This is a genomic window from Hyalangium sp. (assembly GCF_035629615.1).
GTDB lineage: Bacteria > Myxococcota > Myxococcia > Myxococcales > Myxococcaceae > Hyalangium.
In genome coordinates this window covers 1-11,661 of record NZ_DASPHO010000101.1, presented here as the reverse complement: position 1 = coordinate 11,661, position 11,661 = coordinate 1, and the positions used below count along the sequence as shown (strand labels likewise).

The window sequence follows — 11,661 nt, the reverse complement described above, 5'->3', positions numbered from 1 at the left end:
AAGCCAGAGAACTCCAGGTACTCCGCATACATCTCCCGCGCGTCCTGGTAGTCGTCGACCACCAGCACCAGCGGCTTGGAGGTATCCGGCGCATTCGTCATGAGCGCCTCATACGCCACGGCAGGTGCAGCGTGAAGGTGGAACCCTCGCCAAGTGCACTCTGCACGGTGACCCGTCCCCCCATCATCGTCGCCAGACGTCGGCAGATGGACAGACCCAGGCCCGTGCCGCCGTAGGCCCGCGTGGGTGAGCTGTCTACCTGCTGGAAGTCCTCGAAGACCTTCTCCTGGTGCTCCGGGGCAATGCCAATGCCGGAGTCCTTCACGGAGACGCTCACCGTGGAGGTGGCGAAGTCGTACGCGGTGGAGAGCTGCACGGACCCCTCGTGCGTGAACTTCAGCGCGTTGGACAGCAGGTTGAGGACGATCTGCTTCACCTTCTGCCGGTCTCCCTGCAGCTCCGGCACCTCGGGCGCCAGGGCGGTGAGCACCGTCAGCTTCGTGCGGGCGATGATGGGGTCCATCTCCGCCACCACCTCCTGGATCAGCTCCGGGAGCATGAAGCCAGTGAGGTTGAGGGGCATGCGCCCCGCCTCGATGCGGGTGATGTCGAGGATCTCGTTGATGACCTGGAGCAGGTGCCGGCCGTTGGAGTCGATGCGCTGCAGGTTGCGCTTCTGCTGGGGCGTCATCTCCCCGTTGACGCCCTGGAGCAGCATGCTCGTGTAGCCGAGGATGGCGTTGAGCGGCGTGCGGAACTCGTGGGACATGTTGGCCAGGAACTGGGACTTGGCCGCGCTCGCCTGCTCGACCTGGAGCGCCTGCCGGCGCAGCTTCTCGTTCTGCTCGGCCAGCTCCGCGGTGGCGGTGTGGACCTTGGCCTCCAGCTCGGTGGAGGCCGACTTGAGCTGCTCCAGGAGCCGGGCCTTCTCGAGCGCCTCCGTCCGATCATGGAGCAGGGTGACGATGGAGGTGGGCTCCGCCTGGTCCGAGAGCACCTGGCTGGCCATCGCCTCCATGGGCAGGGGCGCGCCGGTTGCGGGATCCACCAGGTGCAGCACCGCGCGCCAGCGCCGCGCGCCGCTCGGGGCCAGCAGGTGGGAGAGGAACGAGGAGAAGTTCGCGTCGTTGGTGTGGGCGCGCCGCCGGGTGGCCTCGCCGCTGTCGGAGGGAGCGGAGAACAGCCGCTCGGCCGGATCGTTCATCAGCACCGTGCCGCCGGACGGATCGGTGACGACGATGGGGTCTGCCACCGAGTCGAGGATCAGATCCAGGCGCAGCCGCTCCGAGCGTGCCTCCTGCTCCGAGGCCCGCAGCCGCTGGTAGCTCTCCCCGAGCGCCTGTGTGGCGCGGCCCAGGGCCGTCACGTTGCGCAGCACGCTCACATGGCCGGGAGGGTGGCCCGGCTCCTGGGCCGGGGTGCAGACCAGCTCGAAGAGCAGATCCGTGCCCTCCACGGGGTCCACCAGGGCCAGGTCCCTGCGGCGCACCGGGGGCGCACCCCCCGTGGCACTGCTGAGGAGCGCGGTGTGAAAGAGGCGCTGGTTGAGCTCCACGGCGCGGCGGTGGCCCTCGCTGGCGCCCTCGTCCGCCACGAAGAGCTGGCGCGCACGGGCGTTGGCGATGAGGACCTGCCCCTCGAGGCTGGTGAAGAGGATGGGATCCGTCACCGCGTCCACGAGCTGGCGCAGCAGGCCACGCTCCTGGTCGGCGGCCTCGGTGCTCGACTCGGCTCGCGCCTCGTTCCCAGGCGCGGCAGGGGGCGTCAGGGGAGCGGTGGAGGACGGCACGGCACTAGGCTCCGGTTCCCGTTTTCTCAGGAGGCATTCCGGGCCGATCCAGGTACGTCTCCACGGCCTCGACGACGATGCGCCCCCCCTGCGCCGGTACGGGCGGCTTCGGCACCGCCGCGCCAGGCCCCTGCGCGAAGCGGATGCCCTGATCCAGGACCCGGTCCAGGATGTCGACGAGGCTGGTGCTTCCGGGATTTCGTGCGACCGGCATCCTGCGCTCCTGGCAGTGGGGGCCAATCCCTCGGCCTCCTTACATAGCGCGCCCTACCCGTGAGACCCCAGGGTTTCGGTAGAAGCCCGCGATTTGCCAACACCTTTCAGAACACTCTGTTGCCTCGGACACACCCTGTCCACCTTATGGCGGGAGGGCAGCCGGGCGTGCGAGCCGTGGCTGCTGGCTTACCAACCTCCAGGGGCGTCCCTAGCCTTGGTCCATGATCGACGAGCGGATCCATAAGTCGCTCTGGACGACGACGGCGCCTGGACGACGTTTCCCCACGCTCTCCGGGGAGCTGACGGTGGACGTGGCGGTGGTGGGGGGCGGTGTCGCGGGCCTCACCACGGCCTGGCTGCTGAGGCGGGCGGGCAAGAAGGTGGTGGTGCTGGAGATGAACCGGCTGCTCAGCGGGCAGACCGGGCAGACGACAGCGCACCTCACCGAGCTGCTGGACACGCCCTATGACAAGCTCCGCTCGGACTTCGGGGAGAAGGGGGCTCGGATGGCCGCCGCCTCCAGCCGAGCGTCCATCGAGCAGATCGCCGCGCTGGTGGAAGCGCTGGGCGTGGACTGTGGCTTCCAGCGCGTGCCGATGTTCCGCTACGCGGAGACGGACTCGCAGCTGCGCGAGCTGGAGAAGGAAGTCTCCGCGGCGCGCGAGGCGGGGCTGACGGCCAGCCTCACGCGGGACGTGCCGCTGCCGTACCCGGTGAAGGGGGCGCTCCGGCTGGAGAACCAGGCGCTCTTCCACCCGCGCGCGTACCTGCTGGCCATGGCCGAGCGCCTGGAGCAGGAGGGCTGCCTCATCTTCGAGGAGACGCGCGTGGTGGAGGTCCAGGACGGGACGCCCTGCACGGTTGTCACCGATCGCGGCACCGTCATCGCGACGGACGTGGTGGAGGCCACGACGACGCCGCTCAACCGCCTGTTCCTCCACACCAAGATCTACCCGTACCGCACCTACGCGGTGGCGGGCCCGCTGGAGGCGCCGCTGGAGGCGGGCCTCTATTACGACAGCCAGGAGCCGTACCACTACATCCGCCCGCAGCGCATTGACGGCGTGGACTACCTGATCGTCGGCGGCGAGGACCACAAGGTCGGCACGGAGGAGGACACGGAGAAGCACTACGCGGCGCTGGAGGCGTATACGCGGCGCCACTTCCCCGTCACCCGCCTCACCCACCGCTGGTCCGGCCAGGTCATCGAGCCGGCGGACGGCCTGGCGTACATCGGCCGCAACAGCGCCTCCCGGCACACGTATGTGGCGACGGGCTTCTCCGGCACGGGCATCACCTGGGGGACGCTGTCGGGGATGATCCTCTCGGATCTCATCCTGGGACGGGAGAACCCGTACGCCGCGCTCTATGACGCCACGCGCGTGAAGGTGAAGGCGGGCGCCAAGGACTTCATCCAGGAGAACGCGGAGGTGGCGTTCCACTTCGTCGCGGATCGGCTCGCGCGCCCGGAAGGGCACCGGCTGTCCGAGGTGGCTCCTGGCGAGGGGAAGATCCTCGAGGTGGACGGGAAGAAGGTGGCCGTCTACCGCGAGGAGAGCGGCGCCTGCCACGCCGTCTCGCCGGTGTGCACGCACCTGGGGTGCCACGTGCACTGGAACCGCGCGGAGCGCTCCTGGGACTGCCCCTGCCACGGCGCGCGCTACAGCCCCACCGGCAAGGTGCTCAACGGCCCGGCCGTGAAGGATCTCGCCTCCCAGAAGCTCCCGCCGGAGGCCTCTGCTGACTCACCCACCACCACGCATGGAGACGAACGATGAACGCGTTGGATCTGCTCAAGGAACAGCACGAAGAGGTCAACACGCTCTTCAAGAAGTTCGAGAAGCTCGAGGAGGAGGACACGGCGGAGCGCCGCGAGCTCTTCATCATGATCGCGGATCGACTCTCGGCCCACGCCACCATCGAGGAGCAGTACTTCTACCCCTCGATCAAGACGGACAAGACGGAGGACATTATCCGCGAGGCGGTGGAGGAGCACCTGGCCGTCAAGCGCATCCTCGCGGACCTGCTCGAGATGGAGCCCACGGACGAGAACTTCAGCGCCAAGATGAAGGTGATCCAGGAGAACGTCGAGCACCACGTCGAGGAGGAGGAGGAGGAGCTCTTCCCGATGGTGAGGAAGGTCCTCAACGAGGACCAGCTCCTGGCGCTCGGAGTCCAGATGAAGGCGGAGTTCGAAGAGCTGATGGAGACCGAGCCTCGCAACGAGGTGCCCATGCAGACGGACACCGCGGCGCCCATCTGAACTGACGTGCAGTCCAGGCGCGAGGGTGGCACCATGCTCTGGCCATGGCTGCCACCTCTCGTGCTCGCTCCGCGGTTCCCCTGCTCCCTGAAGGCTTCACCCCGGCGGCCCGCCGGGCGCTGGCTCGTACCGATCCCTCCCTGGCCGAGCTGATGCGGCGGGTGGGGCCCTTCCGGCTCGAGCTGCGGCCCTTGCACAGCCCCTTCGCGGCGCTGGCCGAGTCCATCGTCTACCAGCAGCTCCATGGCCGCGCGGCGGCGACCATCTTCGGCCGGCTGTGCGAGCGGGTGGGGAAGGGCGCCGGGTTCACTCCTGAGGCGCTGCTGGCCACGCCGGAGCCGGCGCTGCGCGAGGCGGGCCTGTCCGGCGCGAAGATGGCGGCGCTGAAGGACCTGGCGCAGAAGACGCGGGAGGGCGCGGTGCCCACGCTGGCCGAGGTGCGGCGGCTGAGCGACATGGAGCTCATCGAGCGCTTCACGCAGGTGCGCGGCATCGGCCAGTGGACGGTGGAGATGCTGCTCATCTTCCGGCTCGGGCGGCCGGACGTGCTGCCGGTGGACGACTACGCCATCCGCAAGGGCTTCATGCGGCTGCAGGGGCTGAAGGAGTCGCCGCGCCCGCGCGACGTCCTGGCCTACGGAGAGCGCTGGCGGCCGTGGCGCACGGTGGTGAGCTGGTACCTCTGGCGCTCCCTGGAGCTGCCGGAGGCTCAGGAGGTGCCGGGCCCGTCTGCCTCGGCGGCGCCCCAGTCGCCCCAGGCCCGGAGCAGCAAGCTGCGCACCTCATCCTCCGTCACGAGGCGGAAGTCGGCATAGAAGGACGCCAGCGTGTCGAAGGCGATGGGCTGCCAGGGGCAGACGACTTCATCAAACTCCCCGGTGAGCAACCGCAAGGCCTCGCGGGCGCCCACGGGCACCGCGGCCACCAGGGTGCGAGCGCCCGTGCGACGCACCAGCCCCGCCGCGTCCCGGAGCAGGAACCCCTGAGCCGCGCCCTCGTCCACGAGGATGACCGTGCGTCCGTTGAGGGAGGGTGGGGGCGCCGGGGGGCGAAGGGAGTGGATGCGCTGGCGGAGGCGGCGCCAGGCATGGGCGGTCGCCTGGCGGAGCGGCTCATCGTTCATCCCCAGCGCGTTGATGATGGGCTCGTGGAGCTGTTGCGAGGGCGGCCAGCCGAGCGACCCCACGGTGATGTCCCCGCGAGGAGAGGTGATGGCCTCGAGGAAGCAGAGGTCCAGGGGCACGGAGAGGTGCCGTGCGACCTCGAAGGCGACGAGTGCGCCCCCGCTGGGGACTCCCAGCACGGTGACATCGTGCCGTCCCGCATAGCGTGAGAGCGAATGGGCGAGCACCTCGCCCGCCTGGGAGCGGTGAGAGAAGGGCGTGTTCATCTGGACGGAACGTTGAGGAGCAGGCCAGGGGACTGCAAGCAGGGGAAACCCGCTCGGCTGCCCCCGTACCTAGAGGCGGGCGGACAGCCTTGGCTTGCCCCACGTCTCTGGCATCCGCACCCCTAAGGCAAAGGAGCTGACTGCCTATGCGTGCACTGACGTATCAGGGGCCTTATCGGGTCCGGGTGGAGAACAAGCCTGACCCGATCATCGAGCATCCGCAGGATGTGGTCTTGAAAGTCACCCACACGGCGATCTGCGGCTCGGATCTGCACCTGCTGCACGGGCTGATCGCGGACACCCGGGTGGGCTGCACCTTCGGACACGAGTTCATGGGCGTGGTGGAGGAGACAGGGCGCGAGGTGAAGAGCCTGCGCAAGGGAGACCGGGTGGTGGTGCCCTTCAACATCTCCTGTGGCACGTGCTTCTACTGCCAGCGGTCGCTCACGGCCCTCTGTGAGAACTCCAACCCCTCCAGCGATCTGGCCTCGGGGGTGTATGGCTACTCGCACACCACGGGCGGCTACGAGGGAGGCCAGGCCGAGTATGTGCGTGTGCCCTTCGCGGACGTGGGTCCCCTGAAGGTTCCAGAGGACATGGAGGACGAGGAGGTGCTCTTCCTCAGTGACATCCTGCCCACGGGCTACCAGGGCGCGGAGATGGGTGAGATCAAGGCCGGTGAGACGGTGGTGGTGTTCGGCTGTGGCCCGGTGGGCCTGTTCGCCATGAAGTCGGCCTGGCTGATGGGGGCCGGGCGGGTGATCGCGGTGGACCACCTGCCGTACCGGCTGGCCTTCGCCGAGCAGTTCGCGAAGGTGGAGACGGTGAACTTCAAGGAGGTGGGGGACGTGGTGCTGTACCTGCGCGAGCTGTGTGGTGGGCGCGGGGCGGACGTGTGCATCGACGCGGTGGGGATGGAGGCCGAGGGCTCGACGATGCACAAGATGCTGGGCCTGGCGAAGCTGGAGGCGGGCGCTCCCACGGCGATCAACTGGTGCATCGACACCGTGCGCAAGGGGGGCAACGTGTCGATCATCGGCGTGTACGGCCCCCCGTGGAACCTGATCAACATTGGCACGGCGATGAACAAGGGGCTGACGCTGCGGATGAACCAGTGCAACGTGCGCCGGTACATGCCGCACTTGCTGGAGCACATCCGCGCGGGGCGCATTGATGCCAAGGGCATCATCACCCACCGCTTCCCGCTGGAGGATGCGGCGCACGCCTACCACCTGTTCGCGCAGAAGCGGGACAACTGCATCAAGTGCGTCCTCACCCCCCACGGGCACGCCTGACGAGAGGAGACAGTCATGCAGAAGCAGGACATGAGGGGTATAGGAGTGGGCAAGGGAGTGGATGCGGATCCACGGCAGCGGCCGGGGTTCCCCATGGAGACGACACCAGAGCCGCGGCCCGGGGCGCAGCTGCCCATCGAGCAGCAGAGGTCGGACTACCCGGTCCTCATGCACGGGGGCCGGCAGGGGATGCCGCCGGTGTATGGGACGGCGGCTCCACCGAAGGGGCTGAGCGGCGTGCTGCGGAAGGTGGCCTACAAGTACCCGGACCACTGGGCGCGGCACTGGATGATGCTGCTCATGGCGGACCGGGTGGACTCGTGGGAGCACAACCTGCGGAGGGTGCTTCCCGTGGCCGCGGTTCTCGTCCTCGGAGGCCTGACGGCGAAGTGGATCCGGAGCTGAGCGCTCCCACGTGTCGAACTCCCGTCAGGGGGTGGGGTGTGGAGCGGCCTCCTTCTGCTGCCGCAGAGGCAGCAGGAGGAGAAGAAATGCCACGGAGAGCCCCACTCCCAGGAGGAAGGCCTGGTCGTAGCCCCAGTGGGCCTGGCCCACGAGCAGCCCGCCGAGAGGCCCTCCCGGGGACTTGCCCACCACCTCGACGCTCGCGAACAGGGTGAAGTGGGTGGCGCCGATGCGCCGATCGACCCGTGACATCATGAAGGCAAACATCGCCGTGGTCAGGGCTCCGCCGAAGAAGTCCTCGGCGACGATGACGCTGGCAATCGCCATGTCGGCAGGCGCTCCTTGTGCGAGCAGCCACCGGCCTATGAGGGGGAAGAGGCGGAGGGTGGCTGTCACGGCGACCGCGCCCAGCAGCGGCATTCGGGTGGCGAGCAGCCCTCCTGCCAGGGAGCCCAGGATCGAGGCGACGGCGCCGAACAGCACCCACGTCCCGATCTGTGCGGACGTCTTGCCCAGGTCAACGAGGAAGGGCTTGAAGAGCACGTCCGAGACCGTCTCTCCCAGTTTGTAGGTGCCGATGAAGAGCAGCAGCATCGGCGTCCCTGGCGACAGCACGGCCCCTTTGAGCCTTGCGGTGATCTCCCGCCACGTCATCCGTGCGGCACTGTCGCCGGTCTGGGCTGGCTCCCGCGCGGCGAGCGTCACTCCAAGGACCCCCAGGGAGAGCGCAGCCATGGTGAGGAAGACCCCCTGCCAGCCGATTCGATCGCTCAGCGAGAGGAGGAGACCGCCGCCCGTGGCCATTCCCAGCTTGTAGCCGACCACTTGCGCCGTGTTCCCCAGGCCCAACTCTTCAGGCCTCAACAGATCCACCGCCAGTCCGTCCACGGCGATGTCTTGCGTGGCCGCGAAGAGGTTCATCAGGAAGACGAGCCCTAGCAGCACCGGGAGCGCCCCCGGGATGGGGACGAAGGCTGCCAGGGTACAGGTCGCGGCGAGCGAGGCCTGCATGGGAACAATCCAGGACTTCCTTCGTCCCATCCGCCCGTTGCCGTAGCGGTCCACGATGGGAGCCCAGAACACCTTGAGCATCCACGGAAGCGAGAGCAGGCCGATGAAGCCGATGGCTGTCACCGAGACCCCTTGTTGCCGGAGGTACACACTCAGAGCCGCGGTCTGGAAGCCAAAGGGCATGCCCTGAACGAAGTAGAGCGCGCTGAGCAGGCCCAGCTTGGAGGGGGAGAGCTTCAAGGCAGGCCCAGGGACATGGACGGCATCACGGGGCAGACTATCGTGGAGCGCCCATGGAGAGGCCATCGCTGGAGCACCTGGAGACCCCCGCCGCGCTCGTCGACCTGGAGCGCGTGGATACCAACCTGCGGCGCGTGGATGCCTATGCCCGGCAGCACGGTCTCCGGTGGCGGCCGCACACGAAGACGCACAAGGTTCCGGAGCTCGCGGCGCTCCAACTCCGGGCAGGCGCCTCCGGCGTCACTGTCGCCACGCCGCACGAGGCGGAGGTGATGGCCTCAATCGCTCGAGATGTCTTCCTCGCCTATTCCCCCGTGGGGGCTGCGCGGCTCGAGCGGCTCATGAGGCTCCCTGCGACCGTCCAGCTCTCGGTGGGGCTCGACTCCCTCGAGGCGCTCGAGGGCCTGAGCGCCGCGGCGAAGAAGGCCGGGCGGACGGTCGGGGTGCTGGTGGAACTGGATCTGGGGATGCGGAGGGTGGGCGTGCAGCTCCCCGCGGACGCTGTCGCACTGGCCCGGGCCATCAGGGAGGCGGAGGCAGTCGAGTACTGCGGCATCACGTTCTACCCCGGGCACGTCCGCTCACCTGTGAAGGAGCAGGGCTCCTCCTTGCTCGAGCTGTCCACCCACCTGACGGGGTTCCTCGAGGCGCTATCCGGCGGCGGGCTCCTGCCCCAGGTGGTGAGCGGCGGCTCCACGCCCACGCTCTGGCGCTCGCACGAGGTGCCTGGGCTGACGGAGATCCGCCCCGGTATCAACATCTTCAACGATCGCAACACCGCGGCCGTGGGGGCTTGCACCTGGGAGGAGTGTGCCTATTCGGTGCTGGCCACAGTGGTGAGCACCAGCGTCCCAGGGCAGGCCGTCATCGACGCTGGCTCCAAGGCGCTGGCGAAGGAGGAGGGGTTCACGCCCAGTGGCGGGTACGGCGCGCTCTTGGAGCGGCCGGACGTGGTGATCCGGAGCATCTCGGAGGAGCATGGCCTGCTGGATCTCACGGGCACGGAGTGGCGGCCCCGGGTGGGAGATCGCGTGCGGGTAGTGCCGAACCATGTCTGCGCCTCGGTGAACCTGCACGAGCGGCTCTGGGCCGTGCGCGATGGCGCCGTAGAGGGAGCGTGGACCGTCGCGGGCCGGGGATGGGGAGCTCCGTGAGTGCAGACGCCGCCAGCAGACTCCCCGACCCACCTGTCTGCTTGTCTGACAGGTTCATTCCGGGCTCCGCCGTCAGCAGGCCCACCCCCGATCAACACCCTCTAAGTCCGGGAACCCTCGATCGCCCACGTGTGTCTCAGGAGGTCGCTCCAGGAGGATCCCCATGCTGCTCACCCTCGGACTGCTGAGCCTGCTCTCGGCGGCGCCCGCTAAAGTTGTGCAGATCGAGGTGTTCGTGCCGTTGTGCGACAACGCCCTGATCGCCTGTGGTCGCGGAGCCGCGGGCGATCCCCGCTCCCTGGAGGCGAACCTCTACTGGGGCGCGGCCTATGGGGCGGAGCGCTTCCTCTCCCGGGCTCCCGGGTTCCGGGTGCGCAGCCGACAGGACGGCGCCGCCGACTCCGCGGTGCTGCGCGAGCTCGTAATTGAGCGGACACCTGCTCAGGGGGAAAGGCTTGTCCGGCTCTCGCTCCACGCCTACGCGGGAGATCGGATCGACACCGCCTTGGAGGACTTCCTGCACGCGGCGGCAGGCGGGAGCTCGGCGGATCTCGTGGTCTGGGCCGGACATGATCGGCTCATGGACCGCGAACCGCCCGAGACCCGCATCAGCACAGGCACGCCTCCACGGCCCGTGGCGGTCCTGGCCTGCATGAGCGAGCAGTTCTTCGGGCCGGTGCTTCAGTCCCTGGGGGCACAGCCCATCGTGCTCACCCGGACCCTGATGGCTCCCGAGGCCTACCTCCTCGAGGCGCTGGCGACGACGGCCGCCCGGCATGGCCCCACGGAGTCAAAGGCCCTCCGCACCGCGCTGGTGGACGCCTATGCCCGCTACCAGCGCATCACGCCTCGCGCCGCCGGCACGGTCTTCTCGAAGGTGTCCCAGGCTCAGCAGGCTCAGGTCGTGGCGCCGCCGCAGCTCGAGCCCGCGCCCGCGGTGCAGCCGAAGCAGTGACGGTCCGTGACGATGGCCCGCGCCTGCAGCTTCGCCAGATCGAAGTCGCGGATGTGCCGCGGTGCGCCCGCCTCCACCGGCAGGTCCAGCATCTGGTTGAAGTCGCAGTCGTAGAGCTGGCCGTCCCAGCCCACCGAGAGCGTGTTGCGGCACATCACCCCTGTGGCCGCGGCCGGGTTGAACGCCGTCACCAGCCGCTCCAGGTACGCCGCCAGGTTCCCTGACTGCTCCAGCCACTCCAGGAACCGGCTGATGGGCATGTTGGTGATGGTGAAGAGCGCGTCGAAGCGGATGCCGTGGTTCTTCAGCAGCTCCCGCTTCCACTCCGCCTCCAGGGAGACCTGGCCCGCGGGCAGGAAGGCGCCCACGGGGTTGGTGACCAGCACGAGCCGCAGCCCGCTCTTCCCGTCCCCATAGCCCAGGGCGTTGAGCCGCTTCAGCGCGCGGATGGACTTCTCGTACACGCCCTCGCCGCGCTGCTTGTCCGTGTTCAGCGCCCGGTAGTGCGGCAGCGAGCACACCACCTCCACCCGGTGCCGCGCGAAGAACTCCGGCAGGTCCGCGTGGGGCGTCGTCTCGAGGATCGTCAGGTTGCATCGATCCATCACGTGCCGCCCCAGCTTCCGGACCTCCTCCACCAGCCAGCGGAAGTGCGGGTTCATCTCCGGCGCGCCCCCGGTGAGGTCCACCGTGGGGATGGCCGTCTTCGCCAGCGCCGCCAGACACTGCTCCATCGTCTCGCGACTCATCACCTCGCGCCGGTCCGGCCCCGCGTCCACGTGGCAGTGGCGGCACGTCTGGTTGCACATCTTCCCCAGGTTCAGCTGGAAGATGTCCAGGCGGGTGGGCCTCAGCGGGGGGAGCCCTGCCTCCTGCAGCGCGGCGTCGAACTCCCGCGGCAGCTTCAGCTGGTGCAGCGTCTCCAGCTGGGCAGCGGGGGAGG

12 protein-coding genes and 1 pseudogene are annotated in these 11,661 nt (G+C 68.8%); 7 read left to right on the top strand and 6 right to left on the bottom strand.

All coding sequences use genetic code 11. The features are described from left to right. From VD972_RS04760 to VD972_RS04750, 3 genes and pseudogenes are all read right to left on the bottom strand, one after another. Window positions 1-101, bottom strand: a pseudogene (locus tag VD972_RS04760) (response regulator); the annotation flags it as partial. Continuing rightward, entirely contained in the window at window positions 98-1,789 is a 1,692-nt protein-coding gene (locus tag VD972_RS04755) for a PAS domain-containing sensor histidine kinase (protein WP_324981420.1), read from the bottom strand. The gene VD972_RS04755 and the pseudogene VD972_RS04760, both read right to left, overlap by 4 nt. Before the next feature lie 4 nt (window positions 1,790-1,793). Then, the gene (locus tag VD972_RS04750; RefSeq protein ID WP_324981418.1) at window positions 1,794-2,003 is read right to left on the bottom strand and encodes a hypothetical protein; all 210 of its coding nucleotides are present in this window, start codon (window positions 2,001-2,003) and stop codon (window positions 1,794-1,796) included. Between the two features lie 223 nt (window positions 2,004-2,226). On the opposite strand from VD972_RS04750, the gene VD972_RS04745 reads away from it, so the two are divergent. From VD972_RS04745 to VD972_RS04735, 3 genes are read left to right on the top strand one after another with little or no spacing between them, the layout of a single operon-like run. Next, on the top strand, window positions 2,227-3,783 hold the full coding sequence (locus VD972_RS04745; protein WP_324981415.1) for an FAD-dependent oxidoreductase: 1,557 nt from the start codon (window positions 2,227-2,229) through the stop codon (window positions 3,781-3,783). After that, window positions 3,780-4,268: a hemerythrin domain-containing protein gene (locus VD972_RS04740; protein ID WP_324981413.1), complete on the top strand. Its 489-nt coding sequence runs from the start codon at window positions 3,780-3,782 to the stop codon at window positions 4,266-4,268. Before VD972_RS04745 ends, VD972_RS04740 begins: the two co-directional genes overlap by 4 nt. A gap of 44 nt (window positions 4,269-4,312) precedes the next feature. Further along, window positions 4,313-5,083, top strand: coding sequence for a DNA-3-methyladenine glycosylase (locus VD972_RS04735; RefSeq protein ID WP_324981410.1), 771 nt, complete (start codon window positions 4,313-4,315; stop codon window positions 5,081-5,083). On the opposite strand, the gene VD972_RS04730 is transcribed toward VD972_RS04735, so the two are convergent. Continuing rightward, entirely contained in the window at window positions 4,978-5,658 is a 681-nt protein-coding gene (locus VD972_RS04730; protein ID WP_324981407.1) for a phosphoribosyltransferase, read from the bottom strand. The genes VD972_RS04735 and VD972_RS04730 overlap by 106 nt on opposite strands. A gap of 146 nt (window positions 5,659-5,804) precedes the next feature. Between VD972_RS04730 and VD972_RS04725 the strand changes: the two genes are divergently transcribed. Both VD972_RS04725 and VD972_RS04720 read left to right on the top strand, forming a co-directional pair. Next, on the top strand, window positions 5,805-6,953 hold the full coding sequence (locus VD972_RS04725) for a zinc-dependent alcohol dehydrogenase (protein ID WP_324981404.1): 1,149 nt from the start codon (window positions 5,805-5,807) through the stop codon (window positions 6,951-6,953). Window positions 6,954-6,968: 15 nt separating this feature from the next. Further along, window positions 6,969-7,358: a hypothetical protein gene (locus VD972_RS04720; RefSeq protein ID WP_324981401.1), complete on the top strand. Its 390-nt coding sequence runs from the start codon at window positions 6,969-6,971 to the stop codon at window positions 7,356-7,358. A 24-nt stretch (window positions 7,359-7,382) separates the two neighbouring features. Here the strand turns inward: VD972_RS04720 and VD972_RS04715 are convergent, their stop codons facing one another. Further along, entirely contained in the window at window positions 7,383-8,609 is a 1,227-nt protein-coding gene (locus VD972_RS04715; protein ID WP_324981398.1) for an MFS transporter, read from the bottom strand. A gap of 53 nt (window positions 8,610-8,662) precedes the next feature. On the opposite strand from VD972_RS04715, the gene VD972_RS04710 reads away from it, so the two are divergent. Next, complete coding sequence (locus VD972_RS04710) at window positions 8,663-9,763, top strand: D-TA family PLP-dependent enzyme (protein WP_324981396.1); 1,101 nt, start codon at window positions 8,663-8,665, stop codon at window positions 9,761-9,763. Between the two features lie 163 nt (window positions 9,764-9,926). After that, on the top strand, window positions 9,927-10,718 hold the full coding sequence (locus tag VD972_RS04705) for a hypothetical protein (RefSeq protein WP_324981393.1): 792 nt from the start codon (window positions 9,927-9,929) through the stop codon (window positions 10,716-10,718). Here VD972_RS04705 and arsS read toward each other — a convergent pair. After that, window positions 10,661-11,661, bottom strand: a 1,001-nt coding sequence (arsS, locus tag VD972_RS04700) for an arsenosugar biosynthesis radical SAM (seleno)protein ArsS (RefSeq protein ID WP_324981391.1), incomplete at its 5' end; no start/stop codon positions are given. The genes VD972_RS04705 and arsS overlap by 58 nt on opposite strands.